A 20,199-nucleotide genomic window follows, 5' to 3' on the forward strand; every position below is an offset into this window, starting at 1 on the left:
GGAAACTCCTTGAGCGCCACTGCCGACTTCTAGATTGAATACGGCCCCATGCGCAGCAGTCTACTACGACCTCGAAGTTGCTTCAGTCGATGCAAAGCTTTCTGCTTGTCGCATTTGAACGCTAAGCTTGGGCCTATGGATGACTCAGATTACTTACGCCTGCTGACCATCGCGGCCGAGCAAGCCAACGCGTTCCTGTCCAATGCCCGCAAATGGGAGCGTGAGCGTTGGGTCTGCCAGCGCCTGCTGCAAGGCCTGAACATTCCCTATCGCGCCGACGAATTCGCGCCTGCCGGGGAGCCGCCGGATGTGCTGTTTCGTGATGCCAGTTTCGAGGTGTTCTTTGTCCTCGACGAAGGCCGGCGCCTCAACGACGAATGGCGCGACGAGTTGCAACGTCGGCGTAGCGCCTTTTCGCTCAGTTCGCTGGTACGCCGCGAAGCGAAACCCAAACGCATCCCGGCCAATGAATTTTTGCTGAGACTGGCGCCTACCTTGCGCAAAAAAGCGCACAACTACAAAGAACGCGGCATGGACCTGGGCGAGCTGGACATCATCGCCTTCGCCAGCCTCAAGCGCGAAGTGCTGGACCTCAACAGCCATTTTCCGCCTCCCACTGAATACCTGCGCCAGGGTTGGCGTTCGCTATCGCTGGTCGGTCCGACCTTCGCCCGTGTGCTGTTCGCGCATCCGGACGCACCGGACTTCCTGCGCAGCAACCTGGGTCGCAGCATCGTTTTCGATGTCGGGATCAGCTTGTGAGCCCATTGCAGGCATTGATCGCTGAAGTCCCGCAAATCGGTCAAGTGCGCTGGATTGGCGTGCGCCCGGAGCCTCACGTGCCGATGATTGAGCTTGATGCCGTGGAAGCACGGCTTGAGGCTGGCTTGACCGGCGATCGTGCCCGTCCCGGCGTGCGCAACGCGCGGCAGGTGACGCTGATTCAGTGGGAGCATCTGGCGGTGATCAGCTCGCTGATGGGCCGACCGCAGGATAAACCGGTATTGCCTGCTGATTTGCGGCGCAACCTGGTGATCAGCGGGATCAACCTGTTCAGCCTCAAGGGCCGGCGCTTTAAAATCGGCCAGGCCATCTTCGAGACCACCGGCTGGTGCCAACCGTGCGCACGCCTCGAAAACAACCTCGGGCCGGGGACGTTCCAGGCGGTTCGCGGACATGGCGGAATCACTGCCCGAGTGTTACAAAGTGGAATCATTCGCCTGGACGATAGGGTGAGCGTCGAGCCGATTCCGGACAGCGGCTATGCTCCGTTCAACGTTCGCTAGATCAGCCTGTAGCTTCTACACATTCAGCAACGTCTACCTGAGGAGGGCTTTATGACGAGCCGCTTGAACCCCGACGACCAGAAGCATGTCGAAGAGTACCTGCACCTGTCCCAGCACCGAGTCGAGCGCCGGCCTTTCCGGCCGTGGATGCTCCTGGTGGTGGTGTTGGCAGTGACCATTGGCCTGGGCCTGTTGAGCCGACTTATCAGTTACCTGACGCTATGAGCTGCCTCGCGCTCGCTCGGGTAACTGCACAGATTTCTTTTAGCCTTGCGAGATATCCCCATGACTCATCGTATTGTCATCGTTGGCGGCGGCGCCGGCGGTCTGGAGTTGGCTACCCGTCTGGGTAAGACTCTGGGCAAACGTGGCACGGCCAGTGTGATGCTGGTCGACGCGAACCTGACCCACATCTGGAAGCCGCTGTTGCATGAAGTGGCGGCCGGGTCGCTGAACTCTTCCGAAGACGAACTCAACTATGTGGCCCAGGCCAAATGGAACCACTTCGAGTTCCAGCTTGGACGCATGAGCGGGCTTGATCGCGCACAGAAGAAAATCCAGCTGGCGGCGACTTACGACGAAGCCGGCGTGGAACTGGTTCCAGCCCGTGAAGTGGGTTATGACTCGCTGGTGATCGCGGTCGGCAGCACCACCAACGATTTCGGCACGCAGGGTGCGGCGCAGCATTGCCTGTTCCTCGACACCCGCAAACAGGCTGAACGCTTCCACCAGCAACTGCTCAATCACTACCTGCGCGCCCATGCCGGGCAAACCGACAAGGTCGAGCAAATCAGCGTGGCCATCGTCGGCGCGGGCGCCACCGGCGTCGAACTGGCCGCCGAACTGCACAACGCGGCGCACGAATTGGCGGCTTACGGCCTGGACCGGATCAAACCGGAAAACATGCACATCACCCTGATCGAAGCCGGACCACGGGTGCTGCCAGCGCTGCCTGAGCGGATCGGCGGGCCTGTGCATAAAACCCTGGAGAAACTCGGGGTCAACGTGATGACCAATGCCGCCGTCAGCGAAGTGACGGCCGACAGCTTGATCACCGCCGATGGCAAAGTGATCAATGCCAGCCTGAAAGTCTGGGCTGCCGGCATCCGTGCCCCCGGCTTCCTCAAGGACATCGACGGCCTGGAAACCAACCGGATCAATCAGCTGCAAGTGCTGCCGACCCTGCAAACCACTCGCGACGAAAACATCTTCGCCTTCGGTGACTGTGCGGCCTGTCCGCAACCGGGTACCGATCGCAATGTGCCGCCGCGGGCGCAGGCAGCCCATCAGCAAGCCTCGTTGCTGGCTAAATCGTTGAAGCTGCGGATCGAAGGCAAGACCCTGCCAGAGTACAAGTACACCGATTACGGTTCGCTGATCTCGCTGTCGCGTTTTTCGGCTGTGGGTAACTTGATGGGCAACCTGACCGGCAGCGTGATGCTTGAGGGTTGGCTGGCGCGGATGTTTTACGTGTCGCTGTACCGCATGCACCAGATGGCACTGTATGGCGCGTTTCGTACGGCGATGTTGATGTTGGGCAGCAAGATCGGACGCGGGACCGAGCCGCGACTGAAGCTGCACTGATCAAGCTCCACCCTGTGGGAGCGGGCTTGCTCGCGAAGAGGGAGTGCCAGTCGACATGAGTGCTGGCTGATCCACCGCTTTCGCGAGCAAGCCCGCTCCCACATTTTTACTCATCGATCTGTAGATCTGTGTCTCACTGTATCTCCCCCCGCGATTACGCCCCTTCGCTTACAAACTCCCCCTTGCGCGACACAGTAGCGATACACCCCGCCCGTTAAATAGCCACATCCGAGCAAGGCACCCCGCCAGCTTCGGCTACCGCCGCACTCACGTGGCGCCCACTATCGAGCGGTTGTGTCGTGCAACCCAGGAGTATTTAAATGTCCCGTACCACCAAAAACACTATCGGTCTGCTCGGCGCTGTTTTGGCCGGTGGCATGATGTTGACAGGCTCCGTCTTCGCCTCCCAACCACTGACCCAAGGCTATCTGCTGGCGTCGGCCGAGCAGGTTGTGAAAACCCCTGAGGGCAAGTGCGGTGAAGGCAAGTGTGGTGATGCGTCGATGGCCAAGACCGACACCGATGGCGACGGCAAAGTATCCCGTGCCGAATTCCTGAAAGTCGCGCCGAAGTCCAACTTCGACAAGATCGACACCAACCATGACGGCTTCATCGATGAACAAGAGGCGTTCGATAACGTGAAAGCCAACTACGAAGCCAATGGCAAGAAAATGCCAAAAGGCCTGTTCGAACACCTGAAAGACCAAGACGGCGCCTAAGCCTCTGGGCACCACGCCGCGCTTTTCCATCGGGAAGCGCGGCTTTTTTTCGTCTGAAGGATTTACACCCGAAAGCGCTGCACCATGCCTTGCAGGGCATTGGCCAGTTTTGACAACTCATGACTGGAAGCGCTGGTCTGATCGGCGCCGGCAGCAGAGCGCACCGACAGGTCGCGAATGTTCACCAGGTTGCGATCGACTTCCCGCGCCACCTGAGCCTGTTCTTCGGCAGCACTGGCGATCACCAGGTTACGCTCGTGAATCTCGTGAACCGATGCGGTGATGGTTAGCAGGGCTTCGCCTGCCCGCTCAGCCAGCACGAGCGTACTGGCGGCACGGGTGGCACTGGCCTGCATGGAGTCCAGCGCCAGGCTTGAACCGTTGCGCATGCCTTGCACCATTTGTTCGATTTCCTGGGTCGATTGCTGCGTGCGGTGCGCCAACGCGCGCACTTCGTCGGCCACGACCGCAAAACCGCGACCACTCTCGCCCGCCCGCGCCGCTTCAATGGCAGCGTTGAGCGCCAGCAGATTGGTTTGCTCTGCAATGGCCCGAATCACATCCAGCACCTTGCCAATGTCCTGTGACTGATTGGCCAGGGACTGCACCAACTCACCGGTATGCTGCACATCGCTGGCAAGGGCGCTGATGGCGCTGGCAGTTTCGCTGACCCGCTCCTGCCCCTGATGCGCCGATTCACTGGACTGACGGGTGGCGTCGGAGGTGGACACCGCGTTGCGCGCCACTTCTTCCACGGCGATCGTCATTTCATTGACCGCGGTGGCGGCCTGTTCAATCTCGTTGTTCTGTTGTTGCAGGCCCTGAGTGCTGTCGAGCGTCACCGCGTTCAACTCGTCCGCTGCGGTAGCCAATTGCGTTGCCGAACCGCTGATGCCTTGCAGGGTTTCGCGCAGGTTCTGCTGCATGGCCGACAGGGCCTTGAGCAAACGGCTCACTTCGTCATTGCCATGGGTTTCGATAGGCCAGGTCAGATCACCCTGGGCCACGTGTTCTGCGGCGCTCAAGGCTTCACTTAACGGGCGGACGATGCTGCGGGTCAGCAACATGGCCAAGGCGACGGTGGCCAGGGCCGCGAGTGCGATGAACAGGCTGACAATCATTCGCGACGTTTCATAATGCGCTGCGGATTTCTGGCTTTCGGCGGCGACTTGTTTGGCGAACATTTCCGCCAGGTCATTAAGCTGTTTGCCGGAACCATCGACCACGGTCTTCATGTCGACCAGCAGCAGTTTGGTCAACTCGTCATGGCGGCCTTGTTCGGCCAGGGTGAACGACTGGGCGATGCCAGTGCGATAAGCGGCAAACGTGGTTTTGAACTGGTCATACAAGGCTTGGCCTTCGGCGGTTTCGACCAGCTTGTCATAGGCCGCGATCTTCTCGCTGAGCTCTTTGTCACGGGTATCCATCTGCCCGCGGTAGACCGGAATGTTTTTCGGGTCCTGATCGAGGGCCATGCGCAAGGAAATGGTGCGGATGCGCAACATCAGTTCACGAATGTCGTCGCCACCACGAATGCTCGGCAACCACTGTTTCTCCACCGCCACTTCGCTTTCGCGAATGCTCGACATTTGTCCCAGCGCAAAAATCCCGAGCAACGCCACCAGCACGGCGATCAAGGCAAAGCCCAAGGCGGCCCGAGGGGCAATATTCAATTGGCGAAGCAACATAACGAGCGCCCTTTTTCTTGTAGTGGCTTGGATAAGGGGCGTGTTTTGGCAGAACCCCGTCGCTTCGTTATCGGCAAGTTGTACGATGACTTGACCTTTTTTGAAGGCAAAAAAAAATCCCCGTATCTTTCGATACGAGGATTCTTAATATGGTCGGGGTAAGGGGATTCGAACTCCTGACATCCTGCTCCCAAAGCAGGCGCGCTACCGGACTGCGCTATACCCCGGTAAAAAAAAGGCGACCTTTACAGTCGCCTTCTTCGATCAGCGCTTTTGGCCTCTGATCTTAAGATCTGATCCCAGCATCAACTGGTTTCAAAAATGGTGGGTCGTGTGGGATTCGAACCTACGACCAATTGGTTAAAAGCCAACTGCTCTACCAACTGAGCTAACGACCCAAAAATGGTCGGGGTAAGGGGATTCGAACTCCTGACATCCTGCTCCCAAAGCAGGCGCGCTACCGGACTGCGCTATACCCCGGTTTGAAATTGGCTCCGTGACCAGGACTCGAACCTGGGACCCAATGATTAACAGTCATTTGCTCTACCGACTGAGCTATCACGGAACTACATATTTCAATTTACAACTGTGAAGCTTGCTTCACCTCTTCGACCCGTTCGCATCGCTGCGTTCGTGTGTCTGAGGCGCGCTATTCTACAATCTTAAGCACCTCTGTCAACCCCCTAAATTGCATTCAAGTTAATGATTTGCAACTTATTTCAGATTCCTGCTTGGGGAGCAGAAACCCTTCCGGGTGACTTACTGCGGGGCGCACTTTACAAGCCTTTTCCTTTCAGTTCAACAGCCTAACGAAAAAAAGGCCTCGCAATGCGAGGCCTCGTTCATTTTGTTGCCACCGTGGGTCAGACGAAGACGATTTCGTCGTTTTCCACGACGCCCTTGGCGGTGTCGCCGGGCATGAAACGACCCGACAGAATCAGCTGCGCCAACGGGTTCTCGATCCAGCGCTGGATCGCCCGTTTCAGCGGACGAGCGCCATACACCGGGTCGTAACCCACCGCGATCAGCTTATCCATGGCTTCAGGGCTGAGTTCCAGCTTCAGTTCCCGTTCAGTCAGGCGGCTGCGCAGACGACCCAACTGGATCTCGGTAATGCCTGCAATCTGATCCCGGGCCAACGGCTCGAAGATCACCACTTCGTCAACCCGGTTGATAAACTCCGGCCGGAAGTGCGTGGATATCGCGTCCATTACCGCGGCGCGCTGCGCCTCGCGATCACCGACCAGTTCCTGAATCTGCACCGAGCCCAGGTTGGAGGTCATCACGATCACGGTGTTTTTGAAATCCACCGTGCGACCATGGCTGTCGGTCAGGCGGCCGTCTTCCAGCACTTGCAGCAAGATGTTGAACACATCCGGGTGGGCCTTCTCGACCTCGTCCAGCAGGATCACCGAATAAGGCTTGCGACGCACCGCCTCGGTCAGGTAACCGCCTTCTTCATAGCCTACATAGCCTGGTGGCGCGCCGATCAGTCGGGCCACGGAATGTTTCTCCATGAACTCGGACATATCGATCCGCACCATGGCCTCTTCGGTATCAAAGAGGAACTCGGCCAACGCCTTGCATAGCTCGGTTTTACCGACGCCGGTCGGGCCGAGGAACATGAACGAACCGCTCGGACGATTCGGGTCGGACAACCCGGCTCGCGAACGTCGCACCGCGTTGGAAACCGCGATGACCGCTTCGTCCTGGCCAATCACACGTTGGTGCAACAGGCTTTCCATCTTCATCAGTTTGTCGCGCTCGCCTTCGAGCATTTTCGACACCGGAATGCCGGTCCACTTCGACACGACTTCGGCAATCTCTTCCTCGGTCACTTTGCTGCGCAGCAACTGGTTTTCGCTTTTGCCGTGCTGGTCGACCATTTGCAGGCTGCGCTCCAGGTCCGGGATCACACCGTATTGCAGCTCGGCCATGCGGTTCAGGTCGCCTTTGCGGCGCGCGGCTTCCAGTTCCTGACGGGACTGTTCGATTTTCTGCTGGATCTGCGCAGAACCCTGGACTTCGGCTTTTTCCGCGTTCCAGATTTCTTCGAGATCCGAGTACTCACGCTCCAGACGAACGATTTCTTCCTGAAGTTTTTCCAGGCGTTTGATCGCGGCTTCGTCGCTTTCTTTCTTCAGTGCCTGGGATTCCACCTTCAGCTGAATCAGACGACGCTCCAGGCGGTCCAGCACTTCCGGCTTGGAATCGATCTCCATGCGGATGCGGCTGGCGGCTTCGTCGATCAGGTCAATGGCCTTGTCCGGCAGCTGACGGTCCGTAATGTAACGATGACTGAGCTTGGCCGCGGCAATGATCGCGCCGTCGGTGATCGCCACTTTGTGGTGAACCTCGTAACGCTCTTTCAGGCCACGCAGGATGGCGATGGTGTCTTCTTCGCTCGGCTCATCCACCAATACTTTCTGGAAGCGCCGCTCGAGGGCCGCGTCCTTCTCTATATATTGGCGATACTCGTTAAGCGTGGTCGCGCCGACACAGTGCAGTTCACCGCGCGCCAACGCAGGCTTGAGCATGTTGCCCGCATCCATCGAGCCTTCGCCTTTGCCGGCGCCGACCATGGTGTGCAATTCGTCGATGAACAGAATGATCTGCCCTTCCTGCTTCGACAATTCATTCAGCAGGGATTTGAGGCGCTCTTCGAACTCGCCGCGATACTTGGCACCGGCAATCAACGCCCCCATGTCCAGGGACAACAGGCGTTTGCCTTTCAGGCCATCCGGCACTTCACCGTTGATGATGCGTTGGGCCAGGCCCTCGGCGATGGCGGTTTTACCCACGCCAGGCTCACCGATCAGCACCGGGTTGTTTTTGGTGCGACGTTGCAGGACCTGAATCGTCCGGCGAATTTCGTCGTCACGGCCAATCACCGGATCGAGCTTGCCTTCTTCGGCGCGCTTGGTCAGGTCGACGGTGTATTTGTCCAGCGCCTGGCGCGACTCTTCGTGGTTGGCGTCATTGACGGCTTCGCCGCCACGCAAGTTGTTGATCGCGTTTTCCAGGGCTTTCTTGCTCACGCCCTGGCCGAGCAACAATTTGCCAAGCTTGCTGTTCTCGTCCATGGCGGCGAGCAACACGAGTTCACTGGAGATGAACTGGTCGCCTTTTTGCTGGGCCAGACGGTCGGCCTGATTGAGCAGACGCGCCAGATCCTGCGACATGTTGACGTCGCCGGTCGGGTTCTGGATTTTTGGAAGCTGGTCGAGCTCTTTGGTCAGCTCTTTACGCAGGCTGTTGACGTCAAAACCGACCTGCATCAGCAGGGGCTTGATCGAACCGCCTTGCTGTTCAAGCATGGCTTGCATCAAATGCGCCGGCTCAATGCCGGGATGGTCAAGGCCGACGGCCAGAGATTGGGCGTCGGATAGAGCTAACTGCAATTTGCTGGTTAAACGATCTATACGCATGGGTCACCTTCCTTTTGAGCAGGCCGGACCTATAAAACATCCTGAATGAAGAAACCTGCCAGATACCTCACTAGATGTGGTCGATTCTGGAAGTTTCAAGCGTCACGAGGTTGATGCAGATCAGGGAAGTCTAGCGTTCGAGCCAGATAAGGGAGGCAAACCGACCGGTTTTTGGACTGCGGCGGTAAGAAAAGAAGCGCGGATCGGTCACGGTACAGAAACCGCCACCATAGACAGCGGTGACACCGCGAACAGCCAGTCGCAAACGCGCCAGTTCACAGATGTCGGCCATGAATTTGCCAGCGTTTTGGCTCGGTACAAAGGCTTTGGCAGCCTCAGGTAATTGCTGGACGAAGGTTTCGCGCACTTCGGGGCCGACTTCAAAGGCTTGCGGGCCAATGGCCGGGCCTAGCCAGACCAGCACTTCTTCTGGCGGCACGGCCAGTGTGTCGAGCGTTGCTTCCAATACACCTGCTGCCAAACCACGCCAACCGGCATGGGCAGCGGCAACGCGAGTACCGGCACGGTCACTAAACAATACCGGCAGGCAATCAGCGGTCATTGCCGTGCAGGCGATACCGGGCGTTGCCGTCCAGCTGGCATCCGCAGCGACCACCAGACTTGGGTCGGCATGGGCCACGGCGATGCCGTGAACCTGCTTTAACCAGGCCGGTTGAATAGAGAAATGATCGGTCAGGCGCCGGCGATTTTCGGCAACAGCTTCGGGGCTGTCATCGACGTGATCGCCGAGGTTGAGGCTGTCGAACGGCGCCAGGCTGACGCCGCCCACCCGAGTGGTGACGCAGGCTTTGACCCCGGCAGGCGCAGGCCAGTCGGGAATCAGCCAGTCACTCATCCGATGAACGCCTCACGGTCTTGCTTGAGCAGGGTCAGCAACCAGACGAAGTCGTCCGGCAGTGGCGATTCCCAGCTCATGCGTTTACCGGTGGTCGGGTGATCCAGTTCCAGGAACCGCGCATGCAGTGCCTGACGCGGGAACGCCTTCAACGACTCGACCATGGTCACACTGGCTGCCGGCGGAATGCGGAAACGACCGCCGTAGGCAGGATCTCCGACCAACGGGTAGTTGATGTGGGCCATGTGCACACGAATCTGGTGCGTACGACCGGTTTCCAGCTTCACCCGCACATGAGTGTGAGAGCGGAAACGCTCGAGCACGCGGTAATGGCTGACGGCTTGCTTGCCACCTTCCATGACTGCCATGCGCTGGCGCTGCTGGCCATGTCGGCCGATCGGCGCATTGATCTTGCCACCCGCCGTCACCACGCCGATCACGATGCACTCGTAGATCCGGCTGACGCTACGGCTCTGCAACTGTGTAACCAGCTGCGTCTGGGCTTGAATGGTCTTGGCCACCACCATCAGACCGGTGGTGTCCTTGTCCAGGCGATGCACGATACCGGCGCGGGGCACATTGATGATGTCCGGCACGTGGTGCAGCAAGGCGTTGAGCAAGGTGCCATCAGCGTGGCCGGCAGCCGGATGCACCACCAAACCCGCAGGTTTGTTGATCACCAGGATGTCGTCGTCTTCGTAGACGATGTCCAGCTCGATGTCTTGAGCGATCCATTCGCCCTGAGCTTCCTGCTCGGCAGTCAGCTCAAGAATGGCGCCACCGTGAACGATGTCTCGCGGGCGGATAACCGCCCCATCCACAGTCAGGCGGCCGTCTTTGATCCAGGCGGAAAGGCGCGAGCGCGAGTGCTCAGCGAATAATTGTGCGGCGACTTGATCGAGGCGTTGGCCGCCCAATTCGGACGGCACCTCTGCGCGAAGTTCAATTTTATCGGACATGCTCAGGCTAGGCGTCGGCACAGCCTTTGGTTTCGGCTGCGCGCTTGTGGTTAAATACGGCGTCTTTTGCCCCGAGGCTATTCAACGGGGCGCTCATCATAACAGGACGGCCCCGCCCAAGACAGCGGCCGTCATAGGGACGCAAGCCGCCATGCAAGTGAAACACCTGCTGCTGATCGCCATCCTCGCATTGACCGCTGCTTGCTCATCGAAGGAAGTCGTAGACGAAAACCTTAGCGAAGTCGAGCTGTACCAACAGGCTCAGCACGATCTGGACAACAATAGCTACACCGCCGCCACAGCCAAGCTGAAGGCGCTGGAGTCGCGTTATCCGTTCGGCCGCTATGCCGATCAGGCTCAACTCGAGCTTATCTACGCTAACTACAAGAACACCGAGCCAGAGGCTGCGAAGTCCGCTGCCGAGCGCTTCATTCGTTTGCACCCACAGCATCCGAACGTGGATTACGCTTATTACCTCAAGGGTCTGACGTCTTTCGACCAGGACGTCGGCCTGCTGTCGCGTTTCCTGCCGCTGGACATGACCAAGCGTGACCCGGGTGCTGCTCGCGACTCCTACAACGAGTTCGCCCAGCTGACCAGCCGCTTCCCGAACAGCCGCTACTCGCCGGACGCCAAGCAGCGCATGATCTACCTGCGCAACCTGCTGGCGGCCTACGAGATTCACGTTGCCGACTACTACCTGACCCGTCAGGCCTATGTTGCCGCCGCCAACCGCGGGCGTTACGTGGTGGAAAACTTCCAGGAAACACCTTCGGTCGGCGACGGCCTGGCGGTGATGACTGAGGCCTACCAGCGTCTGCACCTGGACGAACTGGCTGCCACCAGCCTCGAAACCCTGAAACTCAACTACCCGAACCACCCAAGCCTGGTGGACGGTCAGTTCGTGCCGTCGGTCGCCGAAGCCGACAACCGTTCGTGGTTGAGCAAGGCGACTCTGGGCCTGATCGAATCCCGTCCACCGCTGCCGCCGGGCGAAACCCGCGCCAACCAGGACGTGCAGAAGCAATTCCAGGACGCCAAGGACGCGATTCCGAGTGATCTCAAGCCTAAAGATTCCAATGGCGATGTGATCGAAGAGGAAAATCACGAAGCCGAAGGCAACAACAGCGACCGCTCGTGGTTCAGCTACATGACCTTTGGCGTGTTCGACTGACACCTTGGGTTGCGCAAAAAGGGAGACCCTCGGGTCTCCCTTTTTATTGCCTGCTTTTTAATGACAAGCTATTACGCTGTGCGCCTGACCCGTCCTTGGCTAAACTGCTGAATCATTAATCAAATAGCAGCTCACCATGCTTCGTTTATTGTTCTGGATCGCTCTGATTGCCGCTGCGGTATGGTTCTGGCGCAAGTTCAAGGGCCAGGCTTCCGTGCCCAAGTCCTCTGCCGAGCTGGAAGCGGCACCCATGGTCCGCTGCGCTCATTGCGGTGTCCACCTGCCCCGCGACCGCGCGCTGAATGTTCAACAACAGTGGTATTGCAGCCAGGCTCACCTTGAGCAAGGCCCGAGTTCCAGTGATCGCTGAGACGTCCAGTCCCGGCAGCAAACAGGCCCAGCGACTGCTGCGCCTTTATCACTTCTACCGTCTGAGCATCGGCATCACCCTGGTGTTGTTGATCTCCAGCAACATGGACAACCAGTTGCTGACATCTGCCAACGATGACCTGCTGCGCAGTGGCAGCTGGCTGTACCTGGTCCTGAATATCCTGTTGGTGGTTTTTTTCGAGAACACCCGGTACCCGGCGCAGTTGTTCAGCCTGGCGCTGGTCGACGTGTTGTTGCTGTGTGGCCTGTTCTACGCCGCGGGAGGCGTGGCCAGCGCCATTGGCAATTTGCTGATCGTATCGGTGGCCATCAGCAACACCTTGCTGCGAAGCCGGATCGGCCTGCTGATAGCGGCCGTCGGCGCGCTTGGCATCGTCGGCCTGAGCTTTCTCTTGAGCGTCAGCCATCCCACCAGCCCTAACGACTACTTGCAAGTCGGCACGCTGGGCGCTTTGTGTTTTGCGGCGGCATTACTGGTTCAAGGCTTGATTCGGCGCCTGGACGACAGCGAAACGCTGGCCGAGCAGCGAGCCAGCGAAGTCGTCGGTCTCGAAACCCTGAATACGCTGATCCTGCAACGCATGCGTACCGGCATCCTGGTGCTCGACCATCACCGGCGAGTGCAACTGGCCAACCACAGCGCCTTGACCCTGCTGGGCCGCGACAGCCTCGAAGATCAATTGATCGACGACCACTCCCCTGCGCTGGTCGAACGCCTGCAGTTGTGGCTCAACAACCCTACACTGCGCCCCCAGAGCCTGAAAATCCTCAGTAATGGCCTGGAGCTGCAACCGAGCTTCATTACGCTGGACCATAGCCCGCATCACCAGACGCTGGTTTTCCTCGAGGACCTCGCGCAGATTGCCCAACAAGCCCAGCAACTGAAACTCGTCGCCCTCGGCCGCCTGACCGCCAGCATCGCCCATGAAATCCGCAACCCGTTGGGCGCCATTAGTCATGCCGCGCAGCTATTGCAGGAATCCGAGGAACTGAACGGCGCGGACCGACGTCTGACACAGATTATTCAAGACCACTCTCAGCGAATGAATCGAGTCATCGAAAACGTCCTGCAACTGTCCCGCCGCCAGCAAACCGTGCCGCAACGGCTCGATCTGAAGCCGTGGCTGGAGCGGTACGTCGCCGAAACCCGCGAAGGCGCGAGCGAGCGCCAGCAGATCCATCTGCACATCGGTTCGGGAGACTTCAAAACCTTGATGGACCCGAACCAGCTGGGCCAGATTCTCGACAACCTGGTGCGAAATGCCTGGCACCACAGCGCGCTCAGCCACGATGACGCGCACGTCTGGCTAGAGCTGTTTGTCGAGCCTGACAGCCAGCTGCCGATCCTCGACGTCGTGGACAACGGTCCCGGCGTTGCCCCGGAGCATCAAGCGCATTTGTTCGAACCGTTTTTCACCACCCGTACCCAAGGCACAGGCCTGGGGCTTTATCTGTCCCGTGAGCTGTGCGAAAGCAACCAGGCCCGCCTAGACTTCAAACCACGCCAAGGCGGCGGCTGCTTTCGCATCACCTTTGCTCACGGACGGAAACAAAGTTGAACATGTGCCCACGGCAAAAAATCCTGATCGTCGACGACGAACCGGATATCCGCGAACTCCTGGAAATCACCCTGGGACGGATGAAACTCGACACTTTCAGTGCCCGCAACCTTGGCGAAGCCCAGGCGCTGCTGACCCGGGAGACATTCGACCTGTGCCTGACCGACATGCGCCTGCCGGACGGCACCGGTCTTGAGCTGGTGCAACACATCCAGCAGCGCTATCCGCAAGTCCCGGTGGCGATGATCACCGCTTACGGCAGCCTGGAAACGGCGATCAATGCCCTCAAGGCCGGCGCCTTCGACTTTCTCACCAAACCCGTCGACCTCACTCGACTGCGGGAGCTGGTCACCAGCGCCCTGCGCCTGCCCGTGCCCGGCGGCGTCAGTCACGCCATTGATCGCCAGCTGCTGGGTGACTCGTTGCCCATGCGTAACCTGCGCAAACAAATCGACAAGCTGGCCCGCAGCCAGGCGCCTGTGTACATCAGCGGCGAATCCGGCAGTGGCAAGGAGTTGGTCGCTCGACTGATCCATGAGCAAGGACCTCGCGCTAACCAGCCGTTTATTCCGGTGAACTGCGGAGCGATCCCGTCGGAATTGATGGAGAGCGAGTTTTTCGGCCACCGCAAAGGCAGCTTCAGCGGTGCCATCGAAGACAAGCCCGGCCTCTTCCAGGCGGCCAATGGCGGCACGTTGTTCCTCGACGAAGTGGCTGATTTGCCGCTGGCGATGCAAGTCAAATTGCTGCGGGCCATTCAGGAAAAAGCTGTCCGATGTGTCGGAGGGCAACAGGAAATCGTGGTCGATGTGCGCATCCTCTGCGCCACTCACAAAGACCTCGACGCCGAAGTCGCCGCGGAACGCTTTCGCCAGGATTTGTATTACAGGCTCAACGTGATCGAACTACGGGTTCCGCCCTTGCGCGAACGCCGGGACGACATTGAGCCCTTGGCCAGCCATGTGCTCAAGCGCCTGGCAGCCGGCAGCGGGCAGCCCGCCGCGAAACTCCATCCACAGGCCCTCGACGCGCTGAAAAGCTACCGCTTCCCTGGCAATGTGCGGGAACTGGAGAACATGCTCGAACGGGCCCACACCTTGTGCGAAAACAAACAGATCGAAGCCGCCGACCTGCGATTGGCCGAAGGTAATTGTGCCGCCGAAAGCGGTGTGCCGGACCTGACGCAGATCGATAACCTGGAAGATTATCTGGAAAACGTCGAACGCAAACTCATTCTCCAGGCGCTGGAAGAAACCCGCTGGAACCGCACGGCGGCGGCTCAGCGGCTGAATTTGTCGTTTCGTTCGATGCGTTATCGGCTCAAGAAATTGGGTTTGGATTAAGGCCTGAAAAGATCGCAGCCTTCGGCAGCTCCTACAGGGAACGCGATCTCCTGCAGGAGCTGCCGCAGGCTGCGATCTTTTGATCTTGCTTTCAGATCCGCCCAGCAGGCGCATACGGCGCCGGATCAATAATCGGTGCCCTGCCCAACATCACATCGGCAAACAACTGGCACGATGCCGGCGCCAACACCAACCCGTTGCGGTAATGCCCGCAATTGAGCCAAAGCCCATTGAACCCCGGCACCCGACCGATATAGGGAATGCCCTCAGGTGAACCCGGTCGCAGCCCGGCCCAATGCCCCACCACCTCGGCATTCGCCAGCGCCGGAAGCAACTCGATGGCCGACGCTTTCAGACTGTCCAAAGCAGACTCGGTAGGCGTCTTGTCGTAGCCTTCGTGCTCCAGCGTACTGCCAATCAGAATGTGCCCGTCACGCCGCGGAATTGCATAACGCCCCTTGGCCAACACCATGCTCGGCAGAAAGTCGGCCGCGCACTTATACAGAATCATCTGCCCTTTCACCGGTTCGACAGGCAGCGCCAGCCCCAGTGTTTTCAACAGATCGCCACTCCAGGCGCCAGCCGTCAGAACCACCTGATCACCCAGAATGGCTCCCGCCGAAGTCTGTACGCCGACCACTTGATCGCCTTCGCGGACAAACCCGCTGACTTCGCACTGCTCATGAATCGTCACGTTCGGCAGCGCCAGCAACGCCGCCTTGAGGGATTTCACCAGCCGCGGATTACGCACGTTGGCCACATCGGCCATGTAAATTGCCCGTGTGAATCCTGGGCCCAGCACCGGCACCGCGTCGTGAGCGGCCGAGATATCCACAGCTTTTAGCGGGCGGTTTTCGCGCTCGGCCCAAGCCAGTGCCTCGGCTTCGTCATCCAGGTCCAGCCAGTACAACCCGGTGGTGTGCACTTCAGGATCGACACCGGTGACCGCAAATAGCCGCTCGCCCAGCTGTGGATAAAAGTCCTGGGACCAATGGGCCAGCGCAGTGACCGCCGGGCTGTAACGCCATGGGTAAAGCGGCGAAACGATGCCACCGCCGGCCCAGGACGATTCCTGACCGACATTCGAGCGATCCAGCAGCACAACGCTCTGCACTTCGGACGCGAGATTGAATGCCGTCAGCAGGCCAATCACCCCACCGCCGACAATCACCACTTGCTGTTGCATGGTCATGTTCTGATCCAACCGATAAATAGACAGAGGCGCAAAAGGCGCCCGAAAAACACGCTCAGCGACCCCAGCAATCCTTGGTGGTCAATCCGGCCGTTGCATTGATCATGCTTCTGACGCCGGTGTTGGTCAGGGTGAAATCGCCACACTTGTCAGACGCCATGGCGCCGGGCTTGCGCACGGCCGTCAGCAGGAACGTCTGGTCAGTCAGCGTCGGCGTAATGGTGTAGTAATCGGTGCCGGCGCTGAGGCCGATGGCTCCGGTGTAGACATTCTTGTTCGAGTAGAACCGTTCCAGGGTCTGCGCCTGTTCGGACAACACGCCGACCACTTCGGCGCGACGCCCCTTTTTCACGTATTCGGTGAGGCTCGGGTAGCCAATGGTGATAACGATCCCGATGATCGCAATCACGATCATGATTTCGATCAGGGTAAAACCTCGGTTGGATCTGCGCATGCCTCAACTCTCACTTACTGTATTTGTCGCCACATGATGCGACGGCTGCCACCGCCGCCCTTTTCAGCCAGCCGGGTCACCGCCGCACTGGAATCGGTTACGATCTTGCCGGTTCCTCCATTGACAATGGCATTCAACACCGGCATCCCGCCCGTGAAAATCACGCCGCTGGAAATCGTGTCAGTGCCGTCGACCAAGCCATCGCTATTGGTGTCGAGCACTGCATAGTTGAGCATCTTACCGCTGAACGCATCCAGTTCGACCAGTTTGCCGGTGCCGAAACTGGCACACGGGTCGGTGGTGTCCACACTGGCGGTGGTAAACACGATCCGCCCCAATATCAGTGCTGCCTGATTGATCACCCGCTCCCCGGTCAACACGCTGGAGTAGACCAGTGGCAGATACCAGCCCTTCTCTGCCGGATAGGTCACGTCGTTCTGGCTGGTGGTGATGAATTGCCCCGTGCTTCCCGAGAACACACCCGTCACCGACTGGAGCTGCAAACTGGAGGGGGCGATCTGTCCGGAGCCACCGTCCGCGTCCCACACCGCATAGAACGCCTGGAGATCCTTGTTGGTCTTGTCAGCGGTCTCGTTGAACTTGCCGGTGCCGAAAAACACTTCCTTGCCGCCCTGGGAATTATCGGCCAGCAACGGTTGCGCAGTGATCGGCTGAGTGACGCCACCCACCGTGGTGAACAGCGGTTTGCCCGAAAACGCCAGGCCCCAGGTGTCCGTGGTGGTGCCGCTCAAATCAAATTTCCACAACCGTCCTTTCAGGTCTCCACCGTAGGCCGCCTGTACCACGTTCTGTGAGTTGACCTTGAGTTTCACCGAGGACAAGCCATTGGTGGTTTCGGTGCTGTCGATGACGATTTTTTTGATCAATGACCCATCATTGACATCCACCACATACAACGCCGCGACACCTGAGCTGCTGCCATAGCCATTGGAGATGAACGCCGCCCACCGACCATCGGCCAAGCGTGCCACTTCCGGGCGGGCATAGGCATAACCCAGATCATTGAAAACGTTCGCCGGGTTTGGAGTGGCCGGCGCGCTGATTTCCCACAACGCCTTGATCACGTTGCCTGCCGAAGCGTCGAACAATTGCAGCGCATAAAACGTCTTGCCGCCTGCGCCCGTCCCGCCCAGTGCGAGGGTTTTCCAGGCACTGTTGAGTTGGGCATCGAATACACCGACCTGGCCGTCCACCAGAAACTTGTGGCTGACGCCATTGATGTAAGTGGTATCGGCGATATAACGCAGCGAAGGCAGGACACTGGAGGGCATGTAGGCATAGCGCCTCGCGCCGTTGCCCGAGTTGATGACGCTGACGAACCCGTCGTTGCCGTTCACCACCAGACTGGCATTCATGTTGGCGGCTTTTTTGATGGTCAGGTAAGTGCTGTAGGAGGTGTCGCCCACCAGGTCGGACGCGGTTTTGTCTGTGGGCGAAGCAAGCACCAACGGTGAGTTGATGATGTCGCCCAGCAACACGCTGCGCGACTTCAACCCTGCTTTGTTGGTGCCCTTGCTCCATTCCACCAGATCAGTGCCGGTGATGCCGGTGGGCAGGCTCTGACTCAACGCCGTCTGCTGTGCCGGGGCTAAATTGGCATAGGCCAGCGTGACGGGAGCGTTGCTCAGGTTGTTCCAGGATTGATAAATGGGCGCCGTGGCGCCAGGAACGATGGCCGTGTCTGTAGTCCAGAGTACCGAGGCTGTATTGACCGTACCCGTCGAAGTGAACCCATAGGATTTGATCGTGCCGCGCCAGTCCTTGGGGTCGTAACTGGTCTGATAGTAGGAAGAACCGACGCCCACAATTGTACCGCTGGTGGTGCCACTCCCTCCGGACCCGGCCTTGGAGGTGATGTCGCTCAAGGCCGATGACAATGCGCTATTGAGACCGGCGCTGTCTGTCGCCTGGTAGTACTTGCCCTGTCCGTAATTCGCTGCGTCCGACAACATCTGGTTAGAGGTGGTGAAGCCCACGGTGTAGGTATTCAAGTTTTGCTTGGGAAAATCCGCTGCGTTCCAGCTTTTGTTCGCCAGATCGACACCGGTGGTGCGCATGTCGATATCGAAAGCGAACTTGGCGATGTCATCCAGATAAAGGGTGTCGCCCTCATCATCGCCAGTGAGGTCCGGGCCGTCATTGTTCACACCATCCCAGTTGGGAAGTCGGGTGCCGCCCAGGGGATCGTTGGTCGGGAAGGTTCGGTCGTAAGTGGGCAGGCCGTCTGTGATCACCACACCGTAGTTTTTCTGGCAACGGTACTGGATCGGACTGGTGTAGGTCGCAGGCGTCGAGTTGTAGTACGGCGCCATGCCGCGCAAGTAGCGGGTCACTTCGTAATAGGTTTCCGCCAGCGGCGTGTTGGCGACCGCACTCAAGCCATTGATGGAGTCGATCAATGCGTTGTAGTTGCTCTGGTCCGACAGGTCGCTGATGGAGCGAGCGATGTAACCACCATTACCGGAGTTGTTGCTGGTGGCCGGGTTGAACGTCGCCAGGCCGATGCGCAGCGCGCGGTTGTTGGCGACCAGATCGGTCGACACCTTGCGCGCGACCCTCATCCGGTAATCCGTGGGGATCGAGCCGGTGGTGAAATCCTTGGTCGAGTAGTTGGCCAAATTGCTCAGGTAAGCCAGGTAGTTAGCCGAGTAACGCGTGTTCTGGTTGCCCACGGGATCGGGAAGTTTCAGGCAAAACGAACTGAATCCCAGGAAGCCGGCATAAAAACCGAAATAGCCCGATGGACAACCACCACGATTCAGGCTCGACAGAAATATGTTGGTATCGGTCATGTCGAGGTTTTGCCCCCCCAGGCAGGAGAAGTCAGAACTGCAGATGGTCACTTGGGGGCGATTGGTAATCGTCGGGTCAAAACCCGTCGCCCAGATGATGCTGTTCATGCTCCCTGAATCGTCAATCATCAGCATCACGTTCGGCGCAACCGCCGCAGCACTCAACAGCGGCGAATCCGAAGGGGTGAAGGCATACGCCGGAGCCGAGAGATACAACCCCAGCAACGCGCCGCACAAAAGCTGCCAAAACCCGGCGCGCCTCTCAGTACTTCGCATAAATACTCTCCACCACACTGCGCACGTTGTTGCCCACGATGGCCACTGCCGTAACCCGATAAAGCGTCGCAGAGGTGTTGCTCGGCACATTCACCGCTGTCAGCGTTGTACCGATGTTTTGCACGCCATAAAAACCACCGCCAGCGGCAATCCAGGTCACGCCCGAGGTGCCATTGAACCCGGCAGCGGCGATCAACGATGACTCGGCCGGTGGCGCGCATTGAGTGGTACCGCTGCATATCGGCAACGTATAGGTGTCCAGTTGCACCGCACTTTCACCGATGCGCAGCGCGGCTTCGGCAGCCTGGAACGATTGATTGCGCAAAGTCACGCTGTTGGCCATTTTTTCCTGCAGGGTGGCGTTCTGCATCGATGAAAGTCCGATCAGGGTCAGCAACAACAGGAACACCAGGCTGACCAGCAGCGCCATGCCGCGTTGGGAATCAGGGGTCACGGGAGAGAAACTCATCGGCCGCCC

Annotated in this window: 17 protein-coding genes and 4 tRNA genes; 9 read left to right on the forward strand and 12 right to left on the reverse strand. The window is 58.9% G+C overall.

The annotated features are described in order from the left end of the window. Positions 1–135: 135 nt before the first annotated feature. From ACA052_RS24790 to ACA052_RS24810, 5 genes are all read left to right on the forward strand, one after another. Entirely contained in the window at positions 136–762 is a 627-nt protein-coding gene (locus ACA052_RS24790) for a DUF1780 domain-containing protein (protein ID WP_157709730.1), read from the forward strand. Beyond that, entirely contained in the window at positions 759–1,286 is a 528-nt protein-coding gene (locus ACA052_RS24795; RefSeq protein ID WP_497647214.1) for an MOSC domain-containing protein, read from the forward strand. The genes ACA052_RS24790 and ACA052_RS24795 overlap by 4 nt, the downstream gene beginning before the upstream one ends. Positions 1,287–1,337: 51 nt before the next feature. After that, on the forward strand, positions 1,338–1,511 hold the full coding sequence (locus ACA052_RS24800) for a DUF3094 domain-containing protein (RefSeq protein WP_032830895.1): 174 nt from the start codon (positions 1,338–1,340) through the stop codon (positions 1,509–1,511). A gap of 60 nt (positions 1,512–1,571) precedes the next feature. Continuing rightward, positions 1,572–2,870 carry an NAD(P)/FAD-dependent oxidoreductase gene (locus ACA052_RS24805; RefSeq protein ID WP_497647215.1) on the forward strand — a complete coding sequence of 433 codons (1,299 nt, stop codon included), beginning with the start codon at positions 1,572–1,574 and terminating at the stop codon, positions 2,868–2,870. 320 nt (positions 2,871–3,190) lie between these two features. Then, positions 3,191–3,589 carry an HvfA family oxazolone/thioamide-modified RiPP metallophore gene (locus tag ACA052_RS24810; RefSeq protein ID WP_150654468.1) on the forward strand — a complete coding sequence of 133 codons (399 nt, stop codon included), beginning with the start codon at positions 3,191–3,193 and terminating at the stop codon, positions 3,587–3,589. Positions 3,590–3,651: 62 nt separating this feature from the next. Here ACA052_RS24810 and ACA052_RS24815 read toward each other — a convergent pair whose 3' ends face one another. The 8 genes from ACA052_RS24815 to rluD form a co-directional block, all read right to left on the reverse strand. Next, entirely contained in the window at positions 3,652–5,277 is a 1,626-nt protein-coding gene (locus ACA052_RS24815) for a methyl-accepting chemotaxis protein (protein WP_497647216.1), read from the reverse strand. A 150-nt stretch (positions 5,278–5,427) separates the two neighbouring features. Next, positions 5,428–5,504: transfer RNA gene (locus ACA052_RS24820), tRNA-Pro, on the reverse strand. A 95-nt stretch (positions 5,505–5,599) separates the two neighbouring features. Continuing rightward, positions 5,600–5,675: transfer RNA gene (locus ACA052_RS24825), tRNA-Lys, on the reverse strand. 5 nt (positions 5,676–5,680) lie between these two features. Continuing rightward, a tRNA-Pro gene (locus tag ACA052_RS24830) sits at positions 5,681–5,757 on the reverse strand. 9 nt (positions 5,758–5,766) lie between these two features. Continuing rightward, positions 5,767–5,842 (reverse strand) — tRNA-Asn (locus ACA052_RS24835). Positions 5,843–6,140: 298 nt separating this feature from the next. Further along, entirely contained in the window at positions 6,141–8,705 is a 2,565-nt protein-coding gene (clpB, locus tag ACA052_RS24840; protein WP_194940747.1) for an ATP-dependent chaperone ClpB, read from the reverse strand. 130 nt (positions 8,706–8,835) lie between these two features. Continuing rightward, positions 8,836–9,561 carry a peptidoglycan editing factor PgeF gene (gene pgeF / locus ACA052_RS24845; protein ID WP_497647217.1) on the reverse strand — a complete coding sequence of 242 codons (726 nt, stop codon included), beginning with the start codon at positions 9,559–9,561 and terminating at the stop codon, positions 8,836–8,838. After that, positions 9,558–10,520, reverse strand: a complete 963-nt coding sequence (gene rluD / locus ACA052_RS24850) for a 23S rRNA pseudouridine(1911/1915/1917) synthase RluD (RefSeq protein ID WP_007942311.1) — start codon at positions 10,518–10,520, stop codon at positions 9,558–9,560. The genes pgeF and rluD overlap by 4 nt, the downstream gene beginning before the upstream one ends. A gap of 151 nt (positions 10,521–10,671) precedes the next feature. On the opposite strand from rluD, the gene ACA052_RS24855 reads away from it, so the two are divergent. The 4 genes from ACA052_RS24855 to ACA052_RS24870 all read left to right on the forward strand — a co-directional run bounded on the left by ACA052_RS24855 (position 10,672) and on the right by ACA052_RS24870 (position 14,986). Next, complete coding sequence (locus ACA052_RS24855; RefSeq protein WP_497647218.1) at positions 10,672–11,694, forward strand: outer membrane protein assembly factor BamD; 1,023 nt, start codon at positions 10,672–10,674, stop codon at positions 11,692–11,694. 136 nt (positions 11,695–11,830) lie between these two features. Next, on the forward strand, positions 11,831–12,064 hold the full coding sequence (locus tag ACA052_RS24860) for a PP0621 family protein (protein WP_497647219.1): 234 nt from the start codon (positions 11,831–11,833) through the stop codon (positions 12,062–12,064). Beyond that, complete coding sequence (locus tag ACA052_RS24865) at positions 12,054–13,643, forward strand: sensor histidine kinase (RefSeq protein ID WP_497647220.1); 1,590 nt, start codon at positions 12,054–12,056, stop codon at positions 13,641–13,643. Before ACA052_RS24860 ends, ACA052_RS24865 begins: the two co-directional genes overlap by 11 nt. Before the next feature lie 2 nt (positions 13,644–13,645). Continuing rightward, entirely contained in the window at positions 13,646–14,986 is a 1,341-nt protein-coding gene (locus tag ACA052_RS24870) for a sigma-54-dependent transcriptional regulator (RefSeq protein ID WP_497650394.1), read from the forward strand. Between the two features lie 91 nt (positions 14,987–15,077). Here the strand turns inward: ACA052_RS24870 and thiO are convergent, their stop codons facing one another. From thiO to ACA052_RS24890, 4 genes are read right to left on the reverse strand one after another with little or no spacing between them, the layout of a single operon-like run. Then, positions 15,078–16,178: a glycine oxidase ThiO gene (thiO, locus tag ACA052_RS24875; RefSeq protein WP_497647221.1), complete on the reverse strand. Its 1,101-nt coding sequence runs from the start codon at positions 16,176–16,178 to the stop codon at positions 15,078–15,080. Positions 16,179–16,233: 55 nt separating this feature from the next. Next, positions 16,234–16,632, reverse strand: a complete 399-nt coding sequence (locus ACA052_RS24880; protein ID WP_497647222.1) for a type IV pilin protein — start codon at positions 16,630–16,632, stop codon at positions 16,234–16,236. Between the two features lie 14 nt (positions 16,633–16,646). Beyond that, positions 16,647–19,721, reverse strand: coding sequence for a pilus assembly protein (locus ACA052_RS24885; protein ID WP_497647223.1), 3,075 nt, complete (start codon positions 19,719–19,721; stop codon positions 16,647–16,649). Then, the gene (locus tag ACA052_RS24890; RefSeq protein ID WP_497647224.1) at positions 19,708–20,190 is read right to left on the reverse strand and encodes a pilus assembly PilX family protein; all 483 of its coding nucleotides are present in this window, start codon (positions 20,188–20,190) and stop codon (positions 19,708–19,710) included. Before ACA052_RS24890 ends, ACA052_RS24885 begins: the two co-directional genes overlap by 14 nt. Positions 20,191–20,199 lie beyond the last annotated feature (9 nt).

It is taken from the genome of Pseudomonas sp. LBUM1644 (assembly GCF_059716195.1).

Bases quoted from the DNA above. Each gene is read 5' to 3' on its own strand.
- thiO (WP_497647221.1), bottom strand. From the start codon at position 16,178: ATGACCATGCAACAGCAAGTGGTGATTGTCGGCGGTGGGGTGATTGGC.
- ACA052_RS24890 (WP_497647224.1), bottom strand. From the start codon at position 20,190: ATGAGTTTCTCTCCCGTGACCCCTGATTCCCAACGCGGCATGGCGCTG.
- ACA052_RS24815 (WP_497647216.1), bottom strand. From the start codon at position 5,277: ATGTTGCTTCGCCAATTGAATATTGCCCCTCGGGCCGCCTTGGGCTTT.
- ACA052_RS24885 (WP_497647223.1), bottom strand. From the start codon at position 19,721: ATGCGAAGTACTGAGAGGCGCGCCGGGTTTTGGCAGCTTTTGTGCGGC.
- ACA052_RS24790 (WP_157709730.1), top strand. From the start codon at position 136: ATGGATGACTCAGATTACTTACGCCTGCTGACCATCGCGGCCGAGCAA.
- ACA052_RS24880 (WP_497647222.1), bottom strand. From the start codon at position 16,632: ATGCGCAGATCCAACCGAGGTTTTACCCTGATCGAAATCATGATCGTG.
- rluD (WP_007942311.1), bottom strand. From the start codon at position 10,520: ATGTCCGATAAAATTGAACTTCGCGCAGAGGTGCCGTCCGAATTGGGC.
- ACA052_RS24800 (WP_032830895.1), top strand. From the start codon at position 1,338: ATGACGAGCCGCTTGAACCCCGACGACCAGAAGCATGTCGAAGAGTAC.
- ACA052_RS24855 (WP_497647218.1), top strand. From the start codon at position 10,672: ATGCAAGTGAAACACCTGCTGCTGATCGCCATCCTCGCATTGACCGCT.
- clpB (WP_194940747.1), bottom strand. From the start codon at position 8,705: ATGCGTATAGATCGTTTAACCAGCAAATTGCAGTTAGCTCTATCCGAC.
- ACA052_RS24805 (WP_497647215.1), top strand. From the start codon at position 1,572: ATGACTCATCGTATTGTCATCGTTGGCGGCGGCGCCGGCGGTCTGGAG.
- pgeF (WP_497647217.1), bottom strand. From the start codon at position 9,561: ATGAGTGACTGGCTGATTCCCGACTGGCCTGCGCCTGCCGGGGTCAAA.
- ACA052_RS24860 (WP_497647219.1), top strand. From the start codon at position 11,831: ATGCTTCGTTTATTGTTCTGGATCGCTCTGATTGCCGCTGCGGTATGG.
- ACA052_RS24870 (WP_497650394.1), top strand. From the start codon at position 13,646: ATGTGCCCACGGCAAAAAATCCTGATCGTCGACGACGAACCGGATATC.
- ACA052_RS24810 (WP_150654468.1), top strand. From the start codon at position 3,191: ATGTCCCGTACCACCAAAAACACTATCGGTCTGCTCGGCGCTGTTTTG.